At 69.2% G+C, this 26,239-nt stretch carries 21 protein-coding genes and 3 pseudogenes; 14 read left to right on the forward strand and 10 right to left on the reverse strand.

What is annotated here, in order from left to right; translation table 11 throughout:
- Nucleotides 1-10: 10 nt before the first annotated feature.
- Nucleotides 11-1,285 carry a hypothetical protein gene (locus tag ACFY0O_RS25645; RefSeq protein ID WP_388950477.1) on the reverse strand — a complete coding sequence of 425 codons (1,275 nt, stop codon included), beginning with the start codon at nt 1,283-1,285 and terminating at the stop codon, nt 11-13.
- Nucleotides 1,286-1,536: 251 nt separating this feature from the next.
- On the opposite strand from ACFY0O_RS25645, the gene ACFY0O_RS25650 reads away from it, so the two are divergent.
- The 5 genes from ACFY0O_RS25650 to ACFY0O_RS25670 all read left to right on the forward strand — a co-directional run bounded on the left by ACFY0O_RS25650 (nt 1,537) and on the right by ACFY0O_RS25670 (nt 7,943).
- Nucleotides 1,537-2,880 (forward strand): hypothetical protein, encoded by a 1,344-nt coding sequence (locus ACFY0O_RS25650; protein WP_388950480.1) that lies wholly within the window; start codon nt 1,537-1,539, stop codon nt 2,878-2,880.
- A gap of 131 nt (nt 2,881-3,011) precedes the next feature.
- A complete protein-coding gene (locus ACFY0O_RS25655) occupies nt 3,012-4,112 on the forward strand; it encodes a hypothetical protein (RefSeq protein WP_388950483.1) in 1,101 nt (366 codons plus the stop codon).
- A 231-nt stretch (nt 4,113-4,343) separates the two neighbouring features.
- Nucleotides 4,344-5,393 (forward strand): polyprenyl synthetase family protein, encoded by a 1,050-nt coding sequence (locus tag ACFY0O_RS25660; RefSeq protein ID WP_388950486.1) that lies wholly within the window; start codon nt 4,344-4,346, stop codon nt 5,391-5,393.
- Complete coding sequence (locus tag ACFY0O_RS25665) at nt 5,383-6,531, forward strand: hypothetical protein (protein WP_388950488.1); 1,149 nt, start codon at nt 5,383-5,385, stop codon at nt 6,529-6,531. Before ACFY0O_RS25660 ends, ACFY0O_RS25665 begins: the two co-directional genes overlap by 11 nt.
- Before the next feature lie 35 nt (nt 6,532-6,566).
- Entirely contained in the window at nt 6,567-7,943 is a 1,377-nt protein-coding gene (locus tag ACFY0O_RS25670; RefSeq protein ID WP_388950491.1) for an NAD(P)/FAD-dependent oxidoreductase, read from the forward strand.
- Nucleotides 7,944-7,947: 4 nt separating this feature from the next.
- Here the strand turns inward: ACFY0O_RS25670 and ACFY0O_RS25675 are convergent, their stop codons facing one another.
- Nucleotides 7,948-8,394, reverse strand: coding sequence for a hypothetical protein (locus ACFY0O_RS25675; protein ID WP_388950494.1), 447 nt, complete (start codon nt 8,392-8,394; stop codon nt 7,948-7,950).
- Between the two features lie 303 nt (nt 8,395-8,697).
- Between ACFY0O_RS25675 and ACFY0O_RS25680 the strand changes: the two genes are divergently transcribed.
- Both ACFY0O_RS25680 and ACFY0O_RS25685 read left to right on the forward strand, forming a co-directional pair.
- Complete coding sequence (locus ACFY0O_RS25680) at nt 8,698-8,829, forward strand: hypothetical protein (protein WP_388950497.1); 132 nt, start codon at nt 8,698-8,700, stop codon at nt 8,827-8,829.
- Between the two features lie 79 nt (nt 8,830-8,908).
- Nucleotides 8,909-9,517, forward strand: coding sequence for a flavoprotein (locus ACFY0O_RS25685; RefSeq protein WP_388950500.1), 609 nt, complete (start codon nt 8,909-8,911; stop codon nt 9,515-9,517).
- Nucleotides 9,518-9,555: 38 nt separating this feature from the next.
- Here the strand turns inward: ACFY0O_RS25685 and ACFY0O_RS25690 are convergent, their stop codons facing one another.
- Nucleotides 9,556-10,941, reverse strand: coding sequence for a lanthionine synthetase C family protein (locus ACFY0O_RS25690; protein WP_388950502.1), 1,386 nt, complete (start codon nt 10,939-10,941; stop codon nt 9,556-9,558).
- A gap of 295 nt (nt 10,942-11,236) precedes the next feature.
- Between ACFY0O_RS25690 and lxmK the strand changes: the two genes are divergently transcribed.
- Both lxmK and ACFY0O_RS25700 read left to right on the forward strand, forming a co-directional pair.
- On the forward strand, nt 11,237-12,325 hold the full coding sequence (lxmK, locus tag ACFY0O_RS25695; RefSeq protein WP_388950504.1) for a class V lanthionine synthetase subunit LxmK: 1,089 nt from the start codon (nt 11,237-11,239) through the stop codon (nt 12,323-12,325).
- Nucleotides 12,322-13,290, forward strand: a complete 969-nt coding sequence (locus ACFY0O_RS25700) for a T3SS effector HopA1 family protein (protein ID WP_388950507.1) — start codon at nt 12,322-12,324, stop codon at nt 13,288-13,290. The genes lxmK and ACFY0O_RS25700 overlap by 4 nt, the downstream gene beginning before the upstream one ends.
- Before the next feature lie 23 nt (nt 13,291-13,313).
- Here ACFY0O_RS25700 and ACFY0O_RS25705 read toward each other — a convergent pair whose 3' ends face one another.
- The 3 genes and pseudogenes from ACFY0O_RS25705 to ACFY0O_RS25715 all read right to left on the reverse strand — a co-directional run.
- On the reverse strand, nt 13,314-14,240 hold the full coding sequence (locus ACFY0O_RS25705) for a DUF72 domain-containing protein (protein ID WP_388950510.1): 927 nt from the start codon (nt 14,238-14,240) through the stop codon (nt 13,314-13,316).
- Nucleotides 14,241-14,514: 274 nt separating this feature from the next.
- A complete protein-coding gene (locus ACFY0O_RS25710) occupies nt 14,515-14,676 on the reverse strand; it encodes a hydrophobic protein (RefSeq protein ID WP_355972038.1) in 162 nt (53 codons plus the stop codon).
- 714 nt (nt 14,677-15,390) lie between these two features.
- Nucleotides 15,391-15,606, reverse strand: a pseudogene (locus ACFY0O_RS25715) (transposase); the annotation flags it as partial.
- A 273-nt stretch (nt 15,607-15,879) separates the two neighbouring features.
- Between ACFY0O_RS25715 and ACFY0O_RS25720 the strand changes: the two are divergent.
- From ACFY0O_RS25720 to ACFY0O_RS25730, 3 genes and pseudogenes are all read left to right on the forward strand, one after another.
- Nucleotides 15,880-16,128, forward strand: a complete 249-nt coding sequence (locus tag ACFY0O_RS25720) for a transposase (RefSeq protein ID WP_388950513.1) — start codon at nt 15,880-15,882, stop codon at nt 16,126-16,128.
- Between the two features lie 410 nt (nt 16,129-16,538).
- Nucleotides 16,539-16,793: pseudogene (locus ACFY0O_RS25725) on the forward strand (transposase); the annotation flags it as partial.
- A gap of 330 nt (nt 16,794-17,123) precedes the next feature.
- Nucleotides 17,124-17,750, forward strand: a pseudogene (locus ACFY0O_RS25730) (hypothetical protein); the annotation flags it as partial.
- Nucleotides 17,751-19,416: 1,666 nt separating this feature from the next.
- Here ACFY0O_RS25730 and ACFY0O_RS25735 read toward each other — a convergent pair.
- A protein-coding gene (locus tag ACFY0O_RS25735; protein WP_388950515.1) for an IS3 family transposase occupies nt 19,417-20,579 on the reverse strand; the annotation gives its coding sequence in 2 pieces (ribosomal slippage) (nt 19,417-20,292 and nt 20,295-20,579; 1,161 coding nt in all).
- 56 nt (nt 20,580-20,635) lie between these two features.
- Here ACFY0O_RS25735 and ACFY0O_RS25740 point away from each other — a divergent pair.
- Nucleotides 20,636-21,619 (forward strand): transposase, encoded by a 984-nt coding sequence (locus ACFY0O_RS25740; RefSeq protein WP_388950518.1) that lies wholly within the window; start codon nt 20,636-20,638, stop codon nt 21,617-21,619.
- A 64-nt stretch (nt 21,620-21,683) separates the two neighbouring features.
- Nucleotides 21,684-22,400: a leucine-rich repeat domain-containing protein gene (locus ACFY0O_RS25745; protein WP_388950521.1), complete on the forward strand. Its 717-nt coding sequence runs from the start codon at nt 21,684-21,686 to the stop codon at nt 22,398-22,400.
- A gap of 31 nt (nt 22,401-22,431) precedes the next feature.
- On the opposite strand, the gene ACFY0O_RS25750 is transcribed toward ACFY0O_RS25745, so the two are convergent.
- Genes ACFY0O_RS25750 through ACFY0O_RS25760 form a run of 3 tightly spaced genes read right to left on the reverse strand, consistent with a single transcriptional unit; the run spans nt 22,432 to nt 26,019 of the window.
- The gene (locus ACFY0O_RS25750; protein WP_388950523.1) at nt 22,432-23,145 is read right to left on the reverse strand and encodes an AAA family ATPase; all 714 of its coding nucleotides are present in this window, start codon (nt 23,143-23,145) and stop codon (nt 22,432-22,434) included.
- Complete coding sequence (locus ACFY0O_RS25755) at nt 23,142-25,181, reverse strand: transposase (RefSeq protein ID WP_388950526.1); 2,040 nt, start codon at nt 25,179-25,181, stop codon at nt 23,142-23,144. Before ACFY0O_RS25755 ends, ACFY0O_RS25750 begins: the two co-directional genes overlap by 4 nt.
- Entirely contained in the window at nt 25,174-26,019 is an 846-nt protein-coding gene (locus ACFY0O_RS25760; RefSeq protein ID WP_388950528.1) for a TnsA-like heteromeric transposase endonuclease subunit, read from the reverse strand. The genes ACFY0O_RS25755 and ACFY0O_RS25760 overlap by 8 nt, the downstream gene beginning before the upstream one ends.
- Nucleotides 26,020-26,239: the final 220 nt, after the last annotated feature.

Below are 26,239 nucleotides of genomic sequence, written 5' to 3' on the forward strand. Positions count from 1 at the left end.
TGGTTTTCCGTCACCGGAACTGGACCTGTACCCCGACGAACTGGTCAAGCAGCGCTTCTTCCACGAAGACCCGTCGGTGCGGGGGCACGTCGGCGATCCGCAGCTCGCAGTCACCCAGGATGGTGAGCCTGCCCTCGAAGCAGTCCTGCTGGGCCCTCACGAAGTCCACGTACCGCTGCTCGTGGCCGCCGCGGTCCGTGCCGATGAGGAAGGCTCCGCCGCCGCCGCAGTAGTCCACGGTCTGGCCCGTGCAGGTGCGCACCGTGAGGCGGTTGCACTCGGCGACGGTCCGCAGGGACATGTGACCGTCGTCCTCCGATTCCTCTTCCTCTTCTCCGTCACTGCCGTCGTGGGAGATCCAGGAGGAAGTCTCGTCCGAGTAGCCGGAGTACTCGGCAGACGATGAGCTGTCGTCCCAGGCGAACCTGACGGCCGTGACGGGGGCGAGCCGTACCAGCGAGCGGGCGAGGGATTCGTGCAGGCCGGGCGGAACGTCCATCCCCACGACGGTGATGCCGGCGGAGGCACCGTCGGCCCCCCTGAGGGCCACCAGGCGGCCTTCGGTGAGGTCGTCCTGGACCACCACGTACCGCCACGCCTCCCTCACGTGGCCCCCGCCGATGAGCAGGACGCCACCCCCCAGGGCGTACCTCAGGACCTGCCCGTCCGGGGCGCCCTCCAGCCACGTGACATTGACCGCGTCGACGTCGGGCTGCGCCGACGCGTCCCACAGGACGGCCTGGTCCGGGTCGTCGCCGAGGTGCACCGCCGACGGACTGCCGTTCCGGGCCGCGTCGATCACCGACCGGGCCGTGACGTCGATGGGGGAGCACGCCAGCCAGAAGAGGTCCTCTCCCTGGAACTCGGGTCGGCCCAGGATGCCGTCGCAGTGGTGCGTATCGCCTTCCCGTACCCGCAGCGCGCTGGTCGGGCAGGTCGCCGGTGTGCCGGTGCACAGCCGGACCGGGTCGGGGATGTCGCCGATACCGGGACGGATGAGCTGGTGCCCGCCGAAGTGCGGGTCGTTGGCGAGTTCCTCCTCCCAGTGCTCCCAAGCGCTGCTGAGTGAGAAGTTGTAGGTCACGTGGCGGCTGTCCAGCGGCGGCCACGGAGGCTTCAGCTGGTCCCAGGCGTCCAGGCATTGCGAGCCGTAGCACAGGTTCTGGCCCGCGTCGGCGAAGAACTGGATGGTCGTTCCGAGGGGGATCGCGACGATGTCCATCTCCGGTGGCGTAGCCGTCGGATCGATGTCCAGGTCCCCGTGGCCCAGCAGGATGTAACCCATGTCCGTCCTTCATCGGCGCTGCGTGCCGCTCGATGGTGCCAGCGGCGCGTGACGGTACCCAGGGGAGGAAGTGCAGGCGTCGGGGCATGCGGCGCTTCCCTTTCGCGTCGCCGGCGAGCGGCAAGGGGGGCCGGCTGCCCGCCTGCCTGCCCCTTGGGGATGGATGCTCATCGCATCAGTTCCTAGCGTGGCCCTGGAAGGGGTACAGAAGGAATTGCCGCGCACCGGCGGTCAGGCGAAGGGGGATACGGATGTACGAGTGCATCAGATGTGAGAAAACCTTCGGGGACGGCAACCCCGGTGACTGGGAGTTCTTCACCTGCAATCAGCATTGGCGCCTACTCGACGGCAAGCCGTGCGCCCTGAGGGTCGTCTGCGCCGACTGCGGTCTCGAGGAGGGCTGGTTGACGTGTTCAAACTGCTTGAAGGAGAGGCGTGAATGGTCGGAGTGGATGCTGGAGGACGTGCAGTACGACGCCCGCGTCCAAGAGATCAGGCGTTACGCCGCCGATCGGAATTCGAATTTCTCGCTCATCGAATATTGCGGCCGCAGTGGTGTGGGGGATTGGGTCGCGCTGGCCGCAACGGCGCAGGACAACTCGGCCTGCCGGCAACTGCTGGACGACTGCGCGGTGGAGCAGAGGGAGGCTGAGGAATTCTTTCGCGGTTTGGGCGATTTCGAACAGGCTCGGCTCGATTGGGAGGCCTACGACGACGATTCTCGCAACGACCTGCTCATTCTGTCCGAAAGGTGGGGGTGGGCCCACCGAATGAGGCAATTCCAGGACAGGTGCGCCTTTGAGGTCTGGTACGCAGCGCTGCCCCGGCCGAAGCACGTCGAGAGGACTCCGCTCCATTGGGGCAAGGTCATATACGAGCACGGCGACAGGTACTACACGATCTGCCAGAACGACGAGCCGCCGGAGTGGCCGGGCTGCGCGGAAGAGGCAGGATGGTGCGTCATCGAGATCGAACGGAAGGAATTCTGCTTCCGGCTCGGCAGCGACAGCGCCCCCGAGCGCCTGAGGGTCGACCTCCCCGACGGCAGCGGACACGCCTACCAGGACCCTCGGGCCGGCGAGGACCCGCCCGCTCCCGCGCTCGTCCTGGAGGCCCCAGACGATTCCGGGGAGAAAGCACCGGCCCCCGGCCCGCACACCGACCACAAGCCTGCACTTGCTTCCGCCGTCCAGCAGCACCAGGATCCCGGGGTCCGATCACGCCCCCGGGCGCAGCCGACGGAGATGTCCACGGAGGAACGGGAACTCGCGGTCAGGAGTTACTCCCAGTTCTGCCTGAACCATCTGCCGAGCGATTCGGACCGTGAAGTCCTCGTCGCACTGCTGCTGACCCCCCAGCGCTTCGCCGCCGCCGTCGAAGCCGTGCGTGCCAGACGACGTCTCGGATACGACACGGACAACCAGCCCTGGAAGGACTACATGAGGAAGTGGTCGAAGGAGAGGAAAGCCACCATCAGGGCGGTCATGGCGAACCAAGCGATCTTCGAGACCTTCTGCAAGGTGGCCAGCAGGAAGTGGACCGAGAAGGAGCGGAAGGCGATGGCGCAACTGGTGCGGCGCGGAGAGGCCTCGTAGGCGCCGCCGCCCGGCCGTCCGCGAAAGGGGAACGGCCGGCTGCCCGATGTGGTGCCCCGAAGGGCAGGTGCCGGCGCCTGGCACGGGACAGCATCAGGGCGGTTGATCTTTTCCGATGAAAGGGCGGCGCCATGTCGTGGTACGTGCTGCTGGGCCGGACTTGCGACCCCGACGACCGGGTACCGCAACGAGTGCTGGTCCCCGCGGGGACCGTGCTGTACCACCTCACGGCGGACCTGGTGACCTTCGGCCCGCACGAGCCGTCGATCTGGGACCAGATGCATGACACGGGGTGCTGCTCCGGGGGCGGCGCAGAGGAACTGCCCAACCTGGCGATGGTCCTGCTGGACGGCCGCTGCGACGACGAGGTCCGGATCGACGGACGCACACCGGCCGTACCCGGGACCGTGGACCACACGGGCGTCGTCCACCTGTGCACCGACACCACCGGGACCTGCCCCACCACCTCGGAACAGGCCGCCACCGGTACGGCCCACACCTGCGAGGGCCTCCTCGCCACCCACGCGGGCACGGAGCTGTACTGGATGGAGTACACCAGGATCCGGTTCGTGGACCAGGAGGCGGCGGTACCCCACCCGGAGCTGCCGGCCTGCGCCCAGACCGTGCTGAGCACCGCCCTGCGGGACCGCACCGAGGCCGCGCTGCGCACCGGGCTCCCGGAGTGGGGCAGGGACTTCGTGCCGGACGTCGTCCGCGCGTTCGTAGGACGCGACCCCGACCGGTTCGTACGGCGCGTCGACCGTCTCCTGCGGGACGGGGCCACCGCGGGCCGCACTCCCAGCGTGGAGGAAGTGCTGCGCGAGGCCCTGGCCGAACGGCTCACCACGGAGCTCTCCGACGCGTGGAACGGCTTCGCCGAGGAGGTACTGGAGTCGCAGACCCGCGAGGTCGTCCGCCGCGGCCTCGGGAGGCTTGCCCGAGCGGTCGAGGAGGAGGCCGGCCGCAGGGCGGCCCCGGTCGGTCCCGCCACCGCCACGGACATGCTCGAAGACCTGCTCAGCGGCCGCCTCACCGGAGCACGGGACGACCTCGTGGCACATGACCTCAAGGAGCTGCGCCGACACCTGCGTCCCGCCCTCGGCCAGCTGCGGCAGACCGTCCTCGAGGACGTCGTGGAGGCGCTGGCGAGCATCTACCGCAGGCTCGGCGGGGAGAGCGGGCCGGCCACGACGACCGTCCGTACACCGACGGATGCTCCGGCCCGCCCCTAGCCAGCCCCCGTCCGGCCCAGTCCGCCCCGGGTCCCGGCCCCTGGCACCCGGCCCCGGCTCCGGATTCCCCGGCCCGCTGGCGTGGCACGTGCCGTGAAAGGAGCGTCGGGCTGAGCTAATAGGGGAGGCAGCATCCGCACCCGGTAGCGAAGGGACGCCCCCCGTGTCTGCTGAGCCCGGCGACACCGTCCAGCCGGACGGCAGCCGCCAACCATCCCCGGTCCGGGTGTCATGACGGTGGTGTCCTCGGCGGGCACGGTGCGGCCCGCGCAGCAGCTCCTGCGGGATGCGGCCGAGTTGACGCGCCCGGCGCTGCGGGCCGCGGTGGAGGGGCTGCCGGTGGGGATCCGGCATCCCGTAGGGCTGCATTTCGGCTGGTGGGACCAGAAGGGCTCGCCCCTGGACGGCGGACGGGCGGGCAAGGCGGTGCGCCCTGCACTTGTGTTCTCGGCGTGCGAGGCCGTGGGCGGGACACCTGAGGCGGGGGTCGCGGCGGCGGTGGCGGTGGAGCTCGTGCACAACGCCTCCCTGCTGCACGACGACATCATCGACGGGGACCGGCTGCGCAGGGGGCGGCCGGCGGTGTGGGCCGCCCTGGGCGTGCCCGCGGCGATCCTGGCCGGGGACGCGCTGTTCTTCCTCGCCGTCCAGACCCTCGCCGAGGCTCCCGGGCCGCTGGGCGCGGCGGGGCCCGGCATGCTGACCCGCGCCGTGCAGGAGCTGATCGACGGCGAGTACACGGACACGCTGCTGGAAGACCGAGAGGCGGCATCGGTGTCGGTGGCGGAGGTCACGGCGATGGCGCGGGGCAAGACCGGCGAGCTGATCGCCGCCTCGTGCGCGCTGGGGGCGGTGGCCGGCGGCGCGGACGGGCAGCGGGTCAGATGTCTGCGGGCGTTCGGGGAGCACGTGGGGGCCGCGTTCCAACTGATCGACGACGTGCTGGGGCTCTGGGGTGACCCGGTACGGACCGGCAAACCGGCCGGGGCGGACCTGGCCGCGCGCAAGAAGTCCCTGCCGATCGCCGCGGCGCTCGCCTCCGGCTCCGCCGCGGGGCGGGAGCTGCGCCGGCTGTACGCCGGCGGTGGTCCGCTGGCCCCGGCGGAAGCGGTACGGGCGGCGGCCCTGGTCGAGGAGGCCGGCGGGCGCAGCTGGGCCGTGCACGCGGCGGAACGGCACACCCGGCAGGCCCTGGAGGAACTCGCGGCCGCCCGGCCGCGGCGGACCGCGGCCGCTGAACTACGGGCCCTGGCCGACCTGGTGACCAGCCGTGACCACTGACCGCACCGGACCCGCCGGTGGCGGCGTCCCCGCTCCCGCGCCTTCCTCCCCGGGTGAGGACCCGGACGGTCCGCCGGCCTTCACCCTCCCGGTCCTGACCCTGCGACTGCCCGCACCGCGCCCGCATCCGGCCGCGGCGCAGGAGACGCGGCGCACCGCCGACTGGTGCCGGACCCACCTGCGCTGCGTCCTGCCCGACGACGACGCCCTGGACCTCTACATCGCCGAGCACGCGGAGCATTTCGCCCTGTGGTGCTACCCCGACGCCCCGCTCGAGCGCCTCGGGCTGATCACCGACCTCATGCAGTTCTTCGGAGCCGTCGACAACGTGCTGGACGACGTCCGCGCCTGCGACCGCACCGGCTCCACCACCCGGGCCCTCCTGGACCCGGTCCTCGACGCCCTGAGGTCCGGCCCTCCCGGCGGCGACGACACCCCTGGCACAGCCCCCGGCAGAGCCCCTGGCACAACCCCTGGAGTCCTGTGCGAGCTGCTGGCCCTGATGACCCGGCTGCACCGCCACCTGAGCCCGCGCCAGGGCGAACGGCTCCTGGCCGCCCTGACCGAATACGCCGACGGGTGCGCGGCCGAGGACAGCCTGCGCGCCACGGGCACCGTGCCGGACTTCGACACCTACCAGCGGGTGCACGTGGGCACCAGCTTCCACGGCCTGGTCATGCTCCTGATCGAGTACGCGCTGGGCCTCGACGTCAGCTCCGCGCTGACCACCTGCCCCGCCCTCCGAGCCGCCGTGGACGCCGCGATCCGCCACGTCCTCCTGGTCAACGACCTGTTCTCCTACCGCCGCGAACACTTCCACGGCGACGCGTCGATCAACCCGATCACGATCTTCCTGCGACAGCCGGGTCAGACCCTCCAGGGAGCCGTGGACCGGCTGAGCGCCCTGATTCTGGCCGCCGAACGGGACCTGTACGACGCCCGTGCCGCCACACTGGCCTCACCCGCGGCCACCGACCCGGCGGTCGTCGCCTTCCTCGAGGGAGTGGAGACGTTCTGCTCCGGGTACCTGCGCTCGGTCTACCTCGCCGGCCGCTACAACGGCGTCGGTCACACCTGGAACGGCCTCACCTCCGGCACCGTGGTCCTCCACCCCGACCGCACCGAGTACCTGCCGTGAGTGCGCCGGAGGTCGTCACGACGCGTCACGCCGAGGTGCCTGCCACCCGAGACCACGCCGTGGTCCTGGGCGCGGGCATCGCCGGGCTGTGCACCGCCGCCGTACTCACCCGTCACTTCGCCCGGGTGACCCTGGTGGAACGCGACCGCATCACGGAGCGGCGCGCCGACGGCGGGGACAGGCGCGGAGTCCCGCAGAGCCCGCACGTCCACACCGTCCTGACGCACGCGGTACAGCAGATGGAGCAGCTGTTCCCCGGACTGACCGGCCAGTGCCTGGCCGACGGTGCCGTGGGCGCCGAGCTCGGCACTCAGAGCCGCATCACCTACCACGGGCACACGCTGCCCCAGCGCTTCGCGGGAGTCGACGCCATCATGGCGTCACGGCCCTTCCTGGAGACCAGGCTCCGCGAGCGCACGCTGCGGCTGACGTCCCTGTCCCTGCGCGACGGGGCAGAAATCACGGGGCTGGTCACCGACGGCACCGGCCGAGGAGCAGCCGTCCGGGGAGTGGGCCTGTGCTCCCGCACGGGGGGTTCCGGCGGTGAGGTGCTGGAGGCGGACCTCGTCGTCGACGCGATGGGCCGGGGCGCGCGAAGCGGGGCCTGGCTGGAACAGCTGGGCTACCCAAGAGCCCCCGAGGAGCGCACCCGGATCGATGTCACCTACGCCAGCCGGCATTTCGCGCTCCCGCCCGACGCACTCGGCTCCGACCGGGCCGTCATGATCGGCGCCACGTCGTCACGGCCGCGCGGGATGGTCTTCGCGGCGCAGGAGAACGGCAGCTGGGTGGTGTCCCTGCACGCTTACGGCCGCTGCCGGCCTCCCACGACCGACGAGGAACTCCTGGACTTCGCCGCCACGATCGCCCCTCCCGATGTCATGAACGTCCTGCGGCATGCCGAACCGCTGGATCCGCTCGCGGTGTACCGCTTTCCTTGCGGGATCCGACGCCGCTACGACCGGCTGAAGCACTTCCCCGAAGGGCTGCTGGCCATCGGCGACGCCCTCTGTTCGGTCAACCCCGTCTACGGCGCGGGGATTTCGCTGGCCGCCCGCGAAGCCCTCCTCCTCGGCGACTGCCTTGCCCAGGAAGGCGCCGAGCCGGTGGCCCGCCGCTTCTTCTCCTGCGCGCACCACGCGACCCGCCCAGCCTGGTGGCTGTCCAAGATCGGTGACTACAGCCTCGTGCGGGAGGGATTCAGCGCCCGGCTCCTCGGGTCCTCCTTCCGCCGTCTCATGGCCGCCGCGGCGAGTGACCCGACCACGGCGTCCGCGGTACTCAGGTCACTCGCCTTCGTCGATTCCCCCCTGGGGCTCGTCCGTCCCCGCATCCTCCGCCAGATGCTCCACCAGCGGGAGCCTTCGGCCGGCCCACCTCATGCCGGCGGCGCAGACCGTAGATGCGGCTGAGTACTCACGCGTCACCGAGTTCGCGGAGGGCGTCGGTGTAGTACCGGCGGCGTGCGGCGATGAGTGCGGTGACGTCGTCGTCCGTCGCCCGTGCAAGTCCCTGGAGGTGCCCCAGCAGACGGTCCCTTCGCTCATGGCCGGAGCCGGAGACGTAGGCCATGGTGCGGGTCGTTCCTCCTCCCGCGAGCAGCAGCTGGTGGGGCAGGCCGCACCAGGTGTCGAAGCTGGTGGTGATGGCCTGCCACAGGTGCCAGAGGTCATCGGGTCGGCGGTGCTCGGCGAGCCGCAGGAGGTCCCAGCGCTCGGAGTCGTCCGTCCACCAGGCGGGCCCGAGGGCGCCGTCCTCGGAGGCACGGGCAACCGTTTCGTCAGGAATGGCGATCTCCCCCTTGAACCATCCGGGCGCCCTCGACAGGGGGCCCGGTCCGGCCATGATCATCCCATTGGCCATCCAGGTGCCCGATCCGCTCCCAGGAAGGGAGGCCGTTCGTGTGGCCGGTGTTGGACCACGAGACGGTTCCGGCCTCGAGGCTGCTGGAGTGGGCAGTGAGCGCAGGGGGAGTCCTTTCCCGGGACGGCGGGATGGTGAGCTCAAGAGGCGGTCGTTCACCGCCCGCTTGTCGTCTCCTACATCCGTCGTTCGGATGACAGCGCTCGCACCCATGGACCGGCAGGCTGGAACCGTCATTTGAACGCGTCGGACGCGTGCACCGCGAGCGCCTCGCACACGCGCCTCAACGAAAGGATGAAGAGTATGAACACCGTGGACCTTTTCGCCGGTTATGACATCCACGTGACCGAGGACGAGCTCAACGCCGAGGCGAACGCCGAAGACGCGGACCTGAACGCCGACTTCTCGCTCTTCGGGACTCGCGAAGTCTGCTGATCCCTTGGCGGCTGAGCTGGACGCCGCGGCTCAGCCGCGGCGTCCAGCTCAGCCGCCCTGAACCCTCGAGGAGCCCCTCGTGACGATCACCATGAACGCCCCCGAACCAGACAGGGCCGACACGGCTCCGCGAGTGCTCATCTGTGCCACCGGTGCCGCTGCCGTACTGTCCCTGCCGCATGTTCTCATCGCGATCCGGGAGAAGACGGAATGCCATCTCACCGTGGTCATGAGCGCAAGCGCCGCACGCTTCGTCACACCTCAGGCCATCCGCCACATAGCCGACGAGCTGGTCGACGCCTCCGACCCCGACGAGGCGTTCGCCGCCGGACACATGAAGCTCGCCATGGACGCGGATCTGATTCTCGTACTGCCATGCACCGCTGCCACCCTCTCGGCCGCCGCGCACGGCCTCGCACACGACCTGATCCCCGCCATCGTCCTGGCCTCGCCCAAGCCGGTGATCTTTCTCCCCAGCATGCACCGCGTCATGTGGGAGAAGCCCGCCATACAGCGCAACGTCAGGCAACTCCGGGCCGACGGATACGAGGTGCCCGACCCCATCTGGCGCAAGGGCTACGAGCTCGCGGACCACTCCTTCGAGGCCCATCCCGGGCTGGGCGCACCGATGGCCTTGGCCCAGCTCGTCCAGGCACGGGTCGGGGCCCGCCGGTCGGCCGCTGCGTGAACCTTGCGAACCTGCGAACCCTGTGAACCCGTGGCTGGTCACGCAAGGCCGAAACAACGGTCCCAGGGACGGACGGTGGCGTCGGCCAGGGGGTTCCTGGTGACGTCGAGCAGGGCGCATCCCACGCCCGCGGCCCCTTCCATCAGGCCAGCCCTGTCGGCCTGCTCTCTGGTCGGAGCATCGGGGTCCCCGCAGCGCACGGTGTGGCGGAACAGGAAGGGCGCCTGCTCGTCCGCTTCCGCCAGAACCGCCACGGTGATGCGTCGGCATCCTTCCAGCAACTGGGCATCCTGGCAGTCGGCTGCCACGCGGGCCGTCGTCTGAAGGAAGCCGGCGAACCCGTGGCAGAGCGTGGGACCGTCCAGTCCCCACCGCGACTGCTCGCGTGCGACGTCCAGCCGTAGGGCGCTGACCGCCCGTTCACGCCACCGGGGTTCGCCCAGCAGTCCGCCGGCCCGGTAGAGCGCCGCTGCCACGGCGGGCGTGCCGTAGCACCATGCGGACTGGACGGTGGTGCGGGCGTCGAGGCGGCCGGTGACCTGCTCCTGGAACGAGACACGGTCGGGCCAGCACGCGTCGGGGCCTTCCGGCAGCCACTGGCAGAGCCACTCGGCGATGCTGCTGATGGCGGAGCGCTGCCCGGGCACCTCGCGGTCGTATTGCAGTGCCGAGCACAGCACCGCGAGCACCGCGGTGATGCCGTGTGCCATGCCCGTGTCGAAGAAGCCCTCCGGATAGCGGGCGCGGTCCCGCTCCGTGAACAGGTCGGCGGCAGGAAGCCACCAGCCGGGCACGCGCCTGCCCTCCACCTGGACGGGCCGGGTCAGTCCCACCAGGTACTCCAGGGACCGGGTCACCGACCGCGTGACGTCGGGGGAGTTCTCGGCCGCGTCCATCGCGCTGTCCAGCAGCACGCGGGTCGTCCCCGACAGTCCGCCGAGCAAGTCGTACTCGGACGCCGTGACGAGCGGCCGGGGCGTGCGTCGGTGTACGGAGTCCAGGCGGCGTAGCTGGGCTGTGGCGAGCCGGTGGGCCAGTGCCGCGCGCAACGAGGCGTAGTCGCCTTGCGGGCCGGCGCAGGTCTGCGCTGCGGCCAGCAGCGCGGCAGCCCCCCGCATGAGACCGCCGGCAGGACCGGGCAGCGCCGGCACGGCACGGGAGATGTGCTGGTAGGCGAGCTGCCGGTACGCCTGGTCCCCGCGCGACAGCTCGCCGTAGAGGACGGCCGGGCCGGGAAACCCCGTCGCGAGGCTCAGCGGATGCCACGCCGTGAACCCGTAGCCCGCCTCGATGCGCGTTTCGGCCCGGGAAGCGAGGGACTCGATGCGGTCCGGCCGGGCCAGTCGTGAGGCGAGCTCCTCCACGATCTTCTCGGCCCGGGCCGACAAGGCGGCGGTGGCGAATGCGGGGATCTGCGAGGGCATGTGTACCCCTCCTGCCTTCACGGGCCGACCGTCCGGATGGCGGGGTCGGACACCGGTGGAATCCCACTCTCTCCCACCCGTGGCGCATCCGGGATCCGGCGATCGGGGGAACGGGCGGATGAACCGGCCGCCAAGCCCTGCGCGGCCGCCCCGCCGGGGCGAGCAGGGTCCGGGCGGGGGCGCGTGGCCGCAGGCCGATCGGGCACGGTCGCCCATCCGGTCGCCCGATCGGATGACAGCGTCCGGCCGGGGCACGCGGCAGCCTGATGCGGAGACCGAGCGGAGGGAAGACGTCATGGCCACGCGACAAACACCGAGGCCGGTTGACCTCGACAACGTACCGGAAGTCCGTCGTGCGATCGCCGGACGCGGGCTGGGCCTCCTGCAGCCCGAGACCGTCCACTCCTTCCGTGGGCGGAACGACAACTGGTCGGGCCGGACCACCAACGGCGCGCAGGTCTTCGTCAAGAAGATCGAAGGCCCCGAGGCACGGCAGCGCTTCTCCCGCACCCTGTTCTTCGAGGGGCTCCACCGGACCGATCGGGTTCCCGTGCCCGCTCCCCGGTGCCTGGGCTGGGACGAGCCGTCGGCGATCGTGATCTACGAACTGCTCGGTGGAGCGCGCAGTGCGGCGGAGCTGGCGGACGACGGGGCCTTCACCGAGCAGCTCGCCCGTGAGGCGGGCGCCATGGTCGGCCGTCTGCACAGCATGCTGGTCGACAGTCCTGAGCTGCACCGGAAGCCACGGTCATGGCCGCTCCTCGAAGACCACGAGGCGGTCAGCGCGGCAGCCTACGCCGGGGCCAGCGGAGCACTGCTGGAGTTCTGGGGGCTTTTCCAGCGCGACCCGATGCTGGCCGCGGCGATCGACCTCCTGAGAGACCGCGCCGTCCAGGCACCCCACACACCCGTCCACGGTGACCTGCGGCTCGACCAGTTCCTGTGCCCGGCAGACGGCCTGCGCATGATCGATTGGGAGGAATTCCGCTGCGCCGACCCCGCTCAGGACATCGGATCGTTCATCGGAGAATGGGTCTGTCGTGCCATGGTTGCAGGAGCCGCCGATTCCACGGCGAACGGTGACACCCTCATGCACTCGTGGGCCCGGGAAATGGACCGCAGAATGCCCTACGTCCGCGGCTTCTGGGACGGATACGTCTGCAATCGGCTGGCCGTCGATCCCGAGCTGGGACTGCGAACAGCCGGTTTCACCGGATGGCACGTGCTCGACCGCGTCATGGCCGGCTGCCAGGAACACCATCAGCTCACGGCTCTCCAGAAGGCCCAGATAGGGGTGGCCCGGACACTCATGCTCGACCCCGGGCGATTTCTGCAGCTCACCGGGATCGGAACGAACAGCTCAAGCAAGGAGTCGCCGGCGTGACCACCGAAACCCATCAGATCGCGGAACGCCTGCGGCAAGCGCTCACCGCAGTGGAAGTGACCCGTGTGGGTGATACCGCCGCATTCCGGATGGGCCACACGGAATTCGAGGCGGAAAGCCTCGACAAACTCCGCAGCAAACTCAGCGGCACCCTGTACGACACCCTGCACAGCGGAAGGGATTCCCGGCAGCAGCAGCGCCCGCGCCGCATCCGCGACCACGCCTTCGAGGAGAAGCTCGCCGCAGCCACGCCGCACCGGTACACGATGAGTACCGGGCGGTACGCGGGACGTCTCGACGATTCCGGCGAGATCCTGGTCGATCTCCCCTCCCTCCGGATCAGACTGGCCGCCGAGAACGTCGACGAGCCGGCGCACCCCCGGACCGGCGACCCGGTGAGGCTCCGCCTGCCGGCGCTGCGGCCCGCTCTGTCACCCGGCTTCTACCTTGCCGACGGCCCCGACGGACGTCCGCCCGCAGGCCCGCTGCTGCGCCTGTACGTCCACCTGACAGACCCTGACGCAGCAGCCGACGTGTGGAGGGAATGCCTGCGCGTGCTCGCCGGCTGCCGCGTACGGTACCGCGCGAAGATCGCCTCGGCGCCCTGGCTGTATCCGCGCATGGACGCCCTGGTGGTCTACCTGGGCCACGACGCCTGGAGCGCATCGGCTGCGATAGGTTCCGCCCTCACCCATGTGCCGGGCAGAGGCACCACTACCTCGGTGCTCGCCTCCCGCCTCGCTCCGGGCGTCTCCTACGCATGGGAACCGGCCGATCCCCGGACGGGAAAGAGCGGCCTCAGCTTCGGACAGCACCGCTGCTCCGCCCTCACCGACGGCTTGCTCGCCGAGGTCACCGACCCGGGGATGACCAGAGGAGCGGCCCTGTACCAGGCATTGCACGACGCCAACATCGACGCCGAGGCCCCCGAACGCAACCTCGACTCCCCCCACCTGCGGTGGTAACGCCCGCGCGCGTCTGACCCGGTTCAGGCGCCTGTCCCGAGCAGACGTCCTCCGTTGCCCGCTCGTTCTGCCAGGGCCGGCCGCCGAGGGGCGGGCACCTCGTGCGGGTCCAGCAGGCCGCGCAGGGTTTCGGCGGCGCGAACGGCGGCGTCACCGCAGCAGTTGTTGAACAGGACGTGCAACTGGTCGACGCGGTCCGCCACGGAGCGCAGGCGCGGAAGCCAGCCGCGCAACTCCTCCCGCGTGTACGCGTGCCGGAACCGGTCCTCCTTGCCCCCTGCTCCCCAGGACGCGCTGCGGCCGTGGAAGCGGACCACTCCGAGCGCCGGGGAGGTGACCGGGGTGACGGGCGGCATCGAGGTGGGCATCCCCTGGACCGTGTCCACGGCCACGGCTGTGGCGTCCATGTCCCGCAACAGGTCGGCGGTGCGCTCCCGCCGGTCCTCGCGCCACCAGTCGGGGTGGCGGAACTCCACGGCCAGCGGCCACCGCGACGCCCGCTCCCTGGTGTGGTGCAGCACGGCCTCCGCCCGCGGACCGGGGACGAACCGGGGCGGGAACTGGAACAGCACGGCGCCCAGCCGGCCGGCCTCCCGGAGCGGCCGCAGCGCCGCACCGAAACGGCGCCAGACCTCGTCGAGGAGCTCCGGATCACCGGCGTCGTAGCCGCGCAGGTCGGCGGGCAGAGCGGCCTTGCGCGTCGGGTGGCCGGTCAGGAGGGAGAACGCCTTGACGTCGAAGCGGAAGCCGGACGGGGTGCGTTCGACCCAGAGCGTGCTGTTGCGCGCGCTGGGGAGGGCGTAGTACCCGGCGTCGACCTCCACGACGGGAAACCGTTCGGCGTAGTGCCGCAGCCGCCCCTCCGGATCGCGGCGCCCGGGCGGATACCACCCGCTGCTCACGAGCGCCTTGTCCGTCCAGGAGCACGTCCCGATCAGCATCTCGCCCATCCCGACCGTCCCTTCCACACCTCGGGCTTGCAGATCCCGGTCACCAGGTTCGTACCGTGCAACCGCGTGTGCCCCGCCGCGGGGCCCCGACGCGCCCCCTTGGAAGCGACCGCAGGCCCTGAGGCCGGGGCGGCCGTCGATCGGTGGAGGCGAGCAGGTTCCCTGCTGCGTCACGACGACCGCCCCGGCTGTCGCCTCGCCGGGACAAGCGTCGCAACGGCGGTGGCCCGCACCCTCTCACAGAGGGTGCGGGCCACCGAGGTGTAGGAGACGGCTACCAGCGATACCAGCGGCCGCTTCCGCCCCTGGGACGGGCGACGAAGCCGACCAGCCACAGCACCAGTACCGCGATGGCGACCCACCAGAGGACCTTCACCGCGAAGCCGGCACCGAAGAGGATCAGAGCGAGCAGAAGAACGAGAAGCAGGGGAACCATGGTTATCAACCTCCGAGCCGTCGTGTGCCCGGCCCTCCGCGGTCCATGCGCGGAAACTTTATGCGTTTCCTACGGCCGTCAAAGGGCAGTAGAGACGGCTCCGAGGCTGACCAGGGCGTGGAACCCGCCCGCGTAAAGCGTCCGCCTGCGCCGAAATCCGCCCGGGAGCCCCGGACACCCCCCGCCGTCTCGCAAGGGTCGCAGGAGCGGCTTTGGCCGTTCAGCTGGTTCCAGTGCCGGGGTCACGGCGACCCGCACCCGGGCGGCAACGACCGGGCAGGACCCGGCTCCCGGGCTGCGCGAGTGCTGACCGGCACGGAACGGCCGCTGTGACGTATCGACGGAGTTGGGCGAAAGCCTGGCCGGAGCGGAAGAGACCGCCCGGCTGCCTGCCTCGCGCACGCAACCCCGCACGGCCCGCCGGATCGGGCGGTAGACCTCGGTACGTGACTCCGGCCAACTACAACGCCCAGTGGCCAACCGGTTGCTCAGCCGCGAGTCAGGGAAGCAGACGAAAAAGAGGCACCGACACCGTTGGAGTCCAGCGGCAGTACACCGGCACCGCGGGCAGGATCGAGAACGCCCAGGTCGGGTCGCGGGAGCGGCCGCGGACACCTGCACCGCAGGCGCCTCCAGACTCCGGCAAACCTCCGCAGAAGCCCTGATCGTGCCGGGCGGCGCGGGTCAGGCAAGATCCGGAAGAGACGGCTTAGAGAGGTAGCGCCACCGGACCCCGGTCCGGTCGACATTCAAGATCGCGTTCATGTTGTCGCGCAGGTCGTGCTCGGGCGGTCGGCCGAAATCCAGGGCCTTCCTCCGGCGCTCGAGACGCCAGGCCGAGAGCACCGGCTCGACCAACTCCCAGCGGGCATCGGACAGATCACTCGGATACGGACGTCGCTTCGGCGTGCTTCTGACGAAGCGCCGCAAACGGCATGCGCCCAGGCGCACAGCGATGACGACGGGAGCACACGAGTGGCGGAGGCCGGACGCTCTGGGATGAGACAGAAACAAGACGTATCCAGCCCCACCCGTCCGCCCGTCCGCCCCACAGCCCCCGAGCCAGAACTGCTACATCACCACCACCACGACCCCGGACCTCAAGAATCGCCCTATACCTGGGTGATGCAGATGAAAACGACCTCTTAGGCCGTGTTCTGAAAGTCGGCTCCGTCCCTCGCCCCGCATGGCGATGATCTCGATGTGGGGCGAGGGGATCTTTCTGACGACCAGTGGGCTGTGCTGGAGCCGTTGCTGCCGGCTGCGGTTCTGGGGCGGCCGCCGTTAGGACGGCGAAGGCTCATCGACGGGATCCGGTGGCGGGTGAGGACTGGTGCTCCGTGGCGGGATCTGCCGTCGGAGTACGGGCCGTGGCAGACGGTCTACGGGCCATTCATCTGCCTGCTCACCAGCCCAGCGGAGAAGAGGGCCGGCCGGCAGAGATCGCGGTGATGGCCGTGGGGGTGGAGGAGATGAGGCGGACCGGGAGCCCCTGCCGCGGCCACCCCTGCCAGGTTGACTCCTGCCAGCACCGCCCGGCGAGGCAGTGCCAGGTGTCGCCCGCGTGCTCCGACTCGGCGTGACGCAGACCGACAAGAACCCGGCCTTCGACGCCTTCGAGGTGGATCTGGACTCCGACACCGTCCAGTACCGTCCGGCTGCCCCCGTGCCACCGGCGGCGAAGACCCGGACCGGGACGCTGAGGCCGTCGATGCCGGTGGCGGCCTCCACGGCGTGGGGCTGCACGTCATCGAGGCGGAGGTCGGCAACCTCCTCGGACAGCTTCCACAGCGGGGTGCCCTGGTCGCACAGATGGAGCAGGTACCGCCGGGGCCGGTCGTGGATCAGCGCGGAGGCGTTCACCGGCTCGGGCCGAGTCGGTGAAGTACTGGATCTCGAACCTGCCCGCCGACACCCCCGCCACGAACCTGGTCCGCCTGGCGAAAGCCAGGTGGCGGATCGAGCACGACTACCGCGAGCTGAAGACCGCTCGGGGGCTGGACCACTTCGAGGGTCGTTCTTTCACGGGCTGGCACCGGCACGTCACCCTCGTCACCGCCGCCCAGCTGTTCCTGACCGAACAGCGGAGGAGCCCAAAAGCCCTTGCCAGGGCCTGACCCTCTACCAGGCGCTGGACCTCCTCCAATACCTCATCGCCACCTGGAACGGCACCTGCCCCACCTGTCGGCAGCCCATCCCATGGCCACCCCGCGACACCACGCGCGTGGTTGCTGACGCCATGTCTGTGCGGGCCGTTCAACTGGAACGAGATCTGGCAGCGGCTGCACATGGGCGATGACGGAAGGCCGAACTCACTTTGGCCCGCGAGCTAGCCAGTTGGACCTCGGCGCACGCTCAGCAATCCAACCAGCATCACCGGAACCGGCGCGCGGGACCGCCTCAGCCCTTAACGGGCACGCGGGTTCACCGTTTCCCCCGTTCAGGAATCTCGGAACCCGCGCGCTTTCGCGTTCGACGTGTTGCAGCTCGGCGGTCAGGACCTTCTGACCCGCCCCTACGCCGACCGCCGCGCCTTCCTGGAGCAGCTGTTCACCGACCACGCCCTGACGGCCCCCTGGACGCTCGTCCCGACCACGGACCTCGCTGAGGCCCGCGAACGGCTCCAGACCTGGACCGATGTGTCTGGGGCAGAGGGAATCGTGATCAAGCCCCTGACCAGTAAATATCTCCCGGCCTATCGTGGCGGCTGGACCAAGATCAGAAGACGCGACACCACCGAAGCGGTCATCGGCGCGATCACCGGCACCCTCACCCTCTCCCATCTCCTCGTCCTCGGCTCCCCGGCCCACCTCGACCCGTTCCCGCGTCCCCTCGTCCAGACGGGCCCGATCACGCACCAGCACTCAGGGCTGGACACCGGCCTGGAGCAGCAACCGCGCCACCCGCGACCCCACGCGCCGGTCGGTGTGGTGACCACGATCGTCATCGAGTCCCTTCCCTCGCCGCCACAGCCACACCCCCCACCCTCCCGCGCATACCCCGGCCGCCCCACCGCACCCTTGGCCTCAACCAAGGTCGAGCTCCTACGTTCGTCCCAGAGCCCCAGGAGCTGACCCGCGGCCTTCCCAGGAGGTTCGTCATGTCCGAGCACACAGCTCATGTCTACGAGCGGGCCTTCGGTGCGCGGGAACTGTTCAGGCTCGCCGCTCCGGGCGGCGGTTCCTGCACGCGGAGATCGCCATCGGCCCCTCGAGTTGATGCTGGGGGACGCCGTTCGCGGACGGAGCGGAAGCGGCCCCTTCACAACCACGCTGGCGCGCAGTAACGCAGAGGCTTCAAGGGCGCATCCATGGGCACGGAAGGTGTCTCTGCGGCATCTTTCGCAGCGCAACCTCAGGGTGCGGGGCGGTCCAGCGGCCCGGCGGCACCCCGAACAGCCTGACCACACAACGAAGGTGTCCGTCAAAGCGAAACAACCTTATGGGACGAAACTTTCGTGCATTATCAGATGCCCTTAACGTCACCCCTTCTGGCTGGTGGTTCCACCTGTGCATAATTACGCTACATATGGCAAGGTCGATTGGGTAAAGATTGTGCCCACTCGTCGAATTTTCGAAACTTGTAGGCGGCGGGAGTCGAATGAACCAGATTAGCCGAGCGATTAGAATCTCGATGATATCCTGCGCTACCCTCGGGGCCTCGGTCGTAGCTGCACCAGCCCAAGCCTCGGAAGCCTCCGTAGAGGCTGGGACCAAGCGCGCTTCGCAGGTATCCGGCGTATCGACCGAAGTCAAGACTCGCGGGATGGTGGTCCGCAACCACACCTGGCTCAAGGTTAAGGTCGTCGAGGATGGAACACAGAACAACCGGGATGGGCATACCGACCCCGGCAGGCTCTGGGAGGCTGGGAAGGCGCCGCAAGTCGGGCAGGTGATAAACCACATGAGTGAAATTCGATGGGAAGCGAATCTCTCTTCTGGGTGGCGAGATTTGGGCCTTGTGGCTGAGCGCTGGGACGGGTTGACGTGGTCTTGGAAGCTACGCCTGGAACCGGCCATTCTTGCTCATGGCAAGTGCCTCAAAGTATCTGGGGCACCAGGTGGCCGGTGCGCGGTCCCGAGTGATACCTTCCCTGTTCCTAGTTTCCCTGAGCCCCCTGTGGGTTCTCCTCCTTTTTACACTAAGCCTGGTATGCCGACGATGTTTTTCCTTACCCGCGATCCTAAGCTCGTGCCGCCTCCGAAGTTGTGAGTGTGATGGGGGACCGTAAACCCTCGGTGTAACTCCAGGACCGTCGAGTGAGCTCTTTCATAGTGGCTACTGACCGGGTGACAGGCCAGCGTCCCGCAACCAACGAGGCTCCCGGGCCGTTGAGAGAGATGCGAGGGCCGCAGACCGCCGAGGGGCACGCGACGGTGCCGCAGGTCTTCCTGACCGTTGTCGCGGTGGCCCGAGTTGTCGGTCGCGACTGAGGACCGTATTGGCTATCGGCGCACCACCTTCCCGCCCTGGAATCCCGGGGGCCTGCCGGCCGATGGTTGGAGCTCTCGGCGGCAGGTGTTGCTGGTCGAGGCGGTGGAGTACCCGGGGATCGGTCCGGCTGCGGGCTGAGTGGGTGTATTTGGGTGTCGTCTGATGACTGCGGATGTGGTCAGGCGTAGAGCGGGGAGCGGAACTCGATGCCTGCCTGGCTCCCCGGAAGATTGACCGTGTGTCTCTTTGGTTACTTTTCTTGTTTCATATGGTGGGGTCTGATGCAGGTTCGGGTGACAGGTTGAGTCACGCGGCCTGGAGGGCCGGCGTGGTCATGACGGTCTCGAATTCGATGGGGGTCAGTCGGCCGAGTGCGGCTTGTCGGCGGCGTCGGTGGTAGGTCCGCTCGATCCAGGTCACGATGGCGATCCGTAGTTCGTCGCGGGTGGCCCAGCGTCGGCGGTCGAGGACGTTCTTCTGCAGGAGGCTGAAGAAGGACTCCATGGCTGCGTTGTCGCCGGCTGCCCCGACCCTTCCTATCGACCCGGCCATCCGGTGGCGGTTGAGCGCCCGGACGAATTTCCGGGACCGGAATTGCGAGCCGCGATCGGTGTGCAGGATGCATCCGTCGACGTGTTCACGTCGGGCCACGGCGTTGTCCAGGGCGGTCACGGCCAGGCGGGACTTCATCCGTGTGTCGATGGAGTAGCCCACGATTCTGTTGCTGAAGACATCCTTGATTGCGCAGACATAGAGCTTGCCGTCGCCGGTGGCGTGTTCGGTGATGTCGGCGAGCCAGAGCCGGTTCGGGCCGGCCGCGGTGAAGTCACGACGGACGAGATCGTCATGCACCGGCGGGCCGGCCTTCTTGCCCCGGCCGCGCTTTTTGCCGAACACGCTCCACCAGCGGTTGTCGCGGCAGATCCGCCACGCGGTCCGGTCCGCCATGGTGGCCCCGGTGCTGCGGGCCTCATCGGCCAGGAAGCGGTAGCCGAACTCCGGGTCCTCACGGTGGGCACCGAACAGCGCGTTCGCGCGATACGCCTCCTCGAGAACGGAGTCGGGCACCGGCTTGTCGAGCCAGCGGTAGTAGGGCTGTCTGGCGAGCTTGAGTACCCGGCACGTCACCGTGACGGGCACCCCGTCCCCGGCCAGCTCCTTCACGAGCGGGTAGATCCTTTTCCCGGCAGATGCGCCTGCGACAGATAGGCCGCGGCCCGGCGCAGGACCTCGTTCTCCTGCTCCAACAGCTTGATCCGCCGACGTGCCTCGCGCAGTTCCGCGCTCTCCTGGCTAGAGGTTCCGGGCTTGGAGCCGTCGTCGATGTCCGCCCGGCGCATCCATTTCCACAACGTCATCGGGTGGACCCCGAAGTCGGTGGCCACCTGCTCGACCGTCACACCTTGGCCGCGGTTCCTCGCGACCCGCACGACGTCCTGGCGAAACTCTTCCGGATAGGGCTTGGGCACAGCGACATCCTTCCCACCTGCCCCATAGGGCAAGCCAGTTCAGATGTCACCCGATCGTGCGGCAGACCCTCTGCCGGGACCGTGCACCGTTCTTCGCCGAAGGCGCCACCGTCGGTGCCCCGCAGGCCGTGCAGGTCGCGGACCGGTGGCACCTCTGGCACAACCTCAGCGAGGCCGCCGAGCGAAGCATCGCCCAGCACCGCCAATGCCTGCGCGTGCTGGTCCCTCAGACGACTGAACCGACCGAGACGGAGCCCGACCCCGCAGAGGAGCCGTCCGGCTCGCCATGGCCGACCGGCCACCGGTTCGCCGACCGGACCCGGACCACGCATGCCACGATCCATGCCCTGATCAAGGCAGGGCACAGCCGCCGCGCGATCCAGCGGCAGCTCGGCATGACTAGCCGAACCGTCAAGCGCTACGCGGACGCTGCCACGCCGGAAGACCTCTTCACCGGTCAGTGGCAGACCAGGACCTCGGTCCTCGACGAGTACAAGGCCTACCTCGACGACCGCTGGAACGAAGGTCACACCAACGCCTGGAAACTGTGGGAAGAAATCGTCCCACTCGGCTACCAGGGCAGCTACCAGCGCGTTCGCGCCTACCTCCGCCGGAAACGCACCTCACCACGGCCCGTGACCGCCAGGCCGCCCTCGCCACGGGCCGTCGCCGGATGGATCCTCCGCCTCCCTGAAACCCTCTCCGAGACCGAACACCTCCAGCTGAAGAACGTCCGGGCCAACTGCCCCGAGATCGACGCACTCACCAGGCACGTGCGGTCCTTCGCGACCATGCTCACCGAGCGCCAGGGCGAGCGACTGCCGGACTGGCTCGATGCCGTCAGACAGGACGACCTACCCAGCCTCCACACGCTCGCCGCGGGCATCGACCGCGACCGTGACGCCGTCATCGCCGGCCTCACCCTCCCCTGGAACTCGGGCGTCGTCGAAGGCCATGTCAACCGCATCAAGATGCTCAAGCGCCAGATGTTCGGCCGCGCGGGCTTCCGGCTCCTCCGGAAGCGGGTTCTTCTCGCCTGACGGTGACCGCACTGGTCGTAGGCTGCGGGCAGCGAGTCCGTCCGAGTCTTGGAGGCATGCCGACGTGACGGCGACATTAAGTCTGTGGAAGCAGAACCTTGGCTCCTTGCCAGAGTCGCTATGGCAGCGAACCGAACTGCACGTGCTGATCCTCGCGGATAACGCGCTAACGCGGATCTCACCCCAGATTGCACAGCTACGGCAGTTGCACACGCTGGACCTGGGCCACAACGAGCTCGCCTCGATCCCAGACGAGCTGACTGAACTACCGCTCACCAAATACCTGTACCTGCACGACAACCAGCTGAAACACATTCCCCGATCGCTCGGCCGGCTCACCGCCCTCCGATACCTCAACCTCGGGGGCAACCAGCTCACCAGCCTCCCGGACACCATCGGCAAAATGATCGGACTGGTGGAACTCCGGGCCGAGCACAATCGACTCACCGCACTCCCCGAATCGATCGGCCGACTGCACCAGCTCCGCGAGCTATGGCTGCGGGGCAACACACTCACGTGCCTACCAGAATCCGTCAGCGACCTGGCCGAACTGCGCCACGTTGACCTACGAGAGAACGCCCTGACGGACGTCCCCGAAGCGCTGGCGGGACTCTCACGGCTCCGCCATCTCGACCTGCGGAGCAACAGACTCCACACCCTGCCGAACTGGCTGCCCGAGCTCCCCTCACTCGAGAAACTGGACCTCCGCTGGAACAACATCGAGCCCGCGCCACGCCTGCTCGATCTCCTTGCGCAACGGGGATGCATTGTCTGGACGTAGAGAGCGTTCTCGGGGCAGTACGTACTCAGAGTTACCGCACCACAGAAGCTGAGCCAGAACCCATGCTCATGAACGCGCGGATCAGGTCGAGGGTGTCCTGGTCGTCGGCCCGGTGCATGCGAAGCCTCGTGATGTCGTCCAGGATCAGGACCTGGGTGCCGTGGTCCCGCAAGGAGGCTGTGACCTGGCGGATCAGGTCGGGCAGGTCCGGGCGTGTGTCGATCGGCGCGTCGAAGAAGTTCAGGATCGCTTTGCAGGTGCTCTTCGGTTTCGCGGTCACCGGGGTCTGGACGTAGGCGACCGGGATGTGCAGATCGCGGCTGCCCGGGCGGGCGTCGGGGTTGAGGTAGTCGTGCAGAGCGAGCCACCGCTCCTCGAAGGCGGCGGCGATCTCGCAGACGCATTCGGTCTTGCCCTGGTAGCCGCCGCCGGAGACCATCACCCCGGCCCGGGTGGTGGGCTTGATCTTCAGCGCGTTGGTCTCGATGCGACCGCTGAGGAGTTTCTCCACCGTCCGGCTCATCGGGGTGTCCAGCAGCTGCAGGTTCGCGTGGGTGGCCGTGCGGTGCAGGTTGTGCAGCATCTTCTTGCGCCGGCTCAGCAGGCCGAAGGCCGCGCGGTCCATAACCGGCGCCGGGACGAACAGCTTGCGGGTGCGACACCAGTGCTGCCAGCCGGCCGCTGTGTCGCGGGCCGGCGCGGGGCCGGTCAGGACGAACGGCAGCGTCTCCTTCTCGCCGGTCACTTCGGTCCTTCCTGCGCTGGTGGGGAGTCGGGCTCGTCGTCGGCGTCGGGCAGCATGAACAGCGAGCGCTGACGCAGGCCGTCCCCGAGCCGGGGCGGTAGGGCGAGCGGGGCGTCGACCGCGGCTTCGCGCCGGCGGCGCCGTTCCGCGTCGACGGCCTGCCAGTTCTGGCGGACGAGCTCGGCCGGCCGCGGCGCGACGGGCAGCGACGTCAGACCCGCGGCCTCCCGGTCGCGTTCGGCAGCCCGGGCGCGGGCGACTTCCCGGGCCCGCTCGGTCCGCTCGGTCTTGGTCATCTGGCTCGGCCAGGAGCCGACCGGAGAGCGGGCACCGATCAGGTCGAGCAGGACGGGCAGGAGTTCGGTGTCGTCGCGGGGCTTCAGCCCGGCCCGGGCGGCCTCCCGCAGGACCTGCTGTACTCGCGCGTCGGAGAACGCGAGGACGTCCTCGCCCCTGGGCAGCCCGTTCCAGGGCAGGGGATGCCACTCTCCGGCGAGCTCGATGAACACCTGCCGGCAGTCACGGGGATCGCGGTGCACGACCCACTTGCCCCGGTGCCGGCCGCTGCGTGGAGAGGGAAGCGAGCCGAACCCGGCCAGGACGGGGTGGTCACCGCCATACCAAAGTCCGCCGATCTTGACCCCGCGACGGCCGTGGACCTTCACGAAGTGAGCGGGCAGAAGGCGGTGGTAGAGGCTCGCGTCCGGGATCTGCAGAGCGATCCCGTCGCGGGCAGCCGCCGTCGCGAACAGCGTGTTCGGGCTGTGCCGCCCACCGGGATCCCAGGCGGGCGCGTACTGGTCCAGCCTGCGGTTCTGCCAGATCCCCACGATCCAGGTGGCCAGCAGATGCTCTGCCTCATCCACGGTCCAGACCGCGTCCTCCTCCGGATCGGCGCCCCGGTCCGCGACGTCCCGTCCGCGATAGCCCAGCAACAGCTCCAGCAGCAGCGACTGGATCCCTGAGAACGCGCGTTCGCAAGCCGCCTTGTCCTGCGCTCGCATAACCCTCGCCGGCAGCACCACCGTCCCCAGCGTGCGGGCAACCTGCACCAGGTGATGGTTCTTGTAGACGCTCCCGTGATCGCTGGTCACCGTCTCCGGGGCGAAGAACGGCCGTCCGGCGACCGGATAGCCGGCGAACTCGGTGATCAGCGCGGACGGGACGCCGGGGTAGTGCCACTCCATGTCCGGTGTCCAGTCCGGCCGCATCGGCAGCGGCAGCATCACGTCCCGCAGCAGCATCGCCACCTCGATGGAGGAGTCCGATTCCGGGGTGAGCCGGAAGGCGACCAGGGAGTGTGTGAACGCGTCCAGTGCGAGGGTGAGATCGACAGAGATCGGCTCACCGAACACGTCATCGCGCAGCTTCACCGCGAACGGCGTGGTGTCCAGCACGACCACCTGGCCGGGACGGGTGATCGTCACCGTGGAGCCCCCGGTGTCGACCGCCGCGGCCGAGCGGAGATAGCGCTGGCGTCCCCCCTCGGGCCCGAACCACTCTTTCCAGACCTTCAACAGCGTCGTGTAGTGCGGGATCTTCCTCTCCGCCTCCGTGCCGAACTTCTCCCGCACGAACTGGTGGATCAGCCGTTCCTTGGTCTTCATCCCGACCCGGGAGCGGTGCAGGCACTCTGCGTGGACCGCGTGGATCGCCTCCCCGACCTGCGGTGTGATCTTGCGGTGTCCACGCAGGACCGGGGTGAGACGGCCGTCCGCCAGCCCCATGATTCCCTGATCAGGCCGGGCGGAGGACCAGCGTTGCAGCGTGCGCTCGCTGATCTGCCCCAGGCCAAGCTGGTGGGCGTCATCCGGGTGCAGGGCCTTCAGCTCGGCCACCTTGGCGAGCCGGCGCTCGGTCAACGTGGTCCGCTCCGGGTCGTACTCGGGCCGGGGCTCATCCTCTTGGGCCCAATGCCGGCTGCCGCTGCGGTAACCGCTCTCAGCCTCCAGGAAGTGAGCCACCCGCAGCCGCAGCCGCTCCTGGTCATCGTCCTTCAGGTCCTCGAACCGCACCGGCTGCCGCTTGTCATCCATCGAGCGCTCCCGCCGGGTAGACCCAGCTCTCGTCCCCGAATGGCATAGCCAGGTCGACGGCCATCCGTCGGAGCCAGAGCAGACGAACCGCGTGCGTGCGGGCCACCGCCTCCACCTGCGTCTGGCCCACGAGCTCCCCGAACAGCCACGGACGCCGGCCGACCGCGGCCAGCAGCTGCCGCTCGAGCCCCAGCGGGTCAGCCATCGGACGGCGCCGGACCGACAACGCGTCGATCGCCGCCAGCACCTGCCGACGCCAGCCGGTCACCACCATGTAGCGCCAGCCCGCGGCGGCCGCCACCTGCGCGGCCGCCGCGAACCGCACCTCGTCCTCCTCGCCGATCAAGCCCCCCGGACGCACGTCCACCAGCAACGAGGCCCCCGCTGCGAGCACGAGGAAGTCCGGAATGTGCGAGCCCTTCCCCTCGGATGAGGAGAACCGCAGACGGAACGGCTGCGACAGCACCTCGTCGAATCCGCCGACGAAGTCCAGGACCAGCAGCAGCCAGCGCTCGGCCAGACTCTCGAAACCGTGCTGCCGACCGGTCGAGACCAGACACTCCAGCCCGGGCCGGTGACGCTGACCGGTCCGCCAGGAGAACCGCCGCACCGGCACCGACACCATCGCCGGCCCGGCCGACAGATCCTTCACCGGGACGATGACGTCGGACTTCCCGACCTTCCACGTCACCGTCCACGTACGCGCCCATCCCGGCCCGAGAGCCAGGCACTCGGTGGCCCGCTCGGGAAGGGCGTACGGCAGCGCAAGGTCGTCCAGGTGGCAGGCGTGCGACCACACCGGACCTACCGGAACATCGACGACTTGTACGTCACCCATGGCGAAAGCACATCGCACAGCACGGGTCGTACGCGAGAGAAGGCCCAAACCTTCATCGCCAGCAGGTCCGCACCGGTACCCTGCTCAACTCGCCAAATCAAATGCTCAGTCACAACCGTTTGCCATCGAAGTTGGACTGCCCTCTCCGCCACTGTGCCGAGCCCGCGATGGATGTCACATTGCCACGCAATCTGTCACCAAGATCGACTTGGCTCCGCCC

Origin of the sequence: Streptomyces sp. NPDC001594, assembly GCF_042893675.1 — a bacterium.
Classification (GTDB): Bacteria; Actinomycetota; Actinomycetes; order Streptomycetales; family Streptomycetaceae; genus Streptomyces.

Coding starts and splice junctions, on each gene's coding strand:
- lxmK (WP_388950504.1), top strand. CDS start 11,237: ATGGCCACGCGACAAACACCGAGGCCGGTTGACCTCGACAACGTACCG.
- ACFY0O_RS25680 (WP_388950497.1), top strand. CDS start 8,698: ATGAACACCGTGGACCTTTTCGCCGGTTATGACATCCACGTGACCGAG.
- ACFY0O_RS25675 (WP_388950494.1), bottom strand. CDS start 8,394: ATGGCCAATGGGATGATCATGGCCGGACCGGGCCCCCTGTCGAGGGCG.
- ACFY0O_RS25710 (WP_355972038.1), bottom strand. CDS start 14,676: ATGGTTCCCCTGCTTCTCGTTCTTCTGCTCGCTCTGATCCTCTTCGGT.
- ACFY0O_RS25645 (WP_388950477.1), bottom strand. CDS start 1,285: ATGGGTTACATCCTGCTGGGCCACGGGGACCTGGACATCGATCCGACG.
- ACFY0O_RS25690 (WP_388950502.1), bottom strand. CDS start 10,941: ATGCCCTCGCAGATCCCCGCATTCGCCACCGCCGCCTTGTCGGCCCGG.
- ACFY0O_RS25650 (WP_388950480.1), top strand. CDS start 1,537: ATGTACGAGTGCATCAGATGTGAGAAAACCTTCGGGGACGGCAACCCC.
- ACFY0O_RS25655 (WP_388950483.1), top strand. CDS start 3,012: ATGTCGTGGTACGTGCTGCTGGGCCGGACTTGCGACCCCGACGACCGG.
- ACFY0O_RS25755 (WP_388950526.1), bottom strand. CDS start 25,181: ATGGATGACAAGCGGCAGCCGGTGCGGTTCGAGGACCTGAAGGACGAT.
- ACFY0O_RS25760 (WP_388950528.1), bottom strand. CDS start 26,019: ATGGGTGACGTACAAGTCGTCGATGTTCCGGTAGGTCCGGTGTGGTCG.
- ACFY0O_RS25705 (WP_388950510.1), bottom strand. CDS start 14,240: ATGGGCGAGATGCTGATCGGGACGTGCTCCTGGACGGACAAGGCGCTC.
- ACFY0O_RS25660 (WP_388950486.1), top strand. CDS start 4,344: ATGACGGTGGTGTCCTCGGCGGGCACGGTGCGGCCCGCGCAGCAGCTC.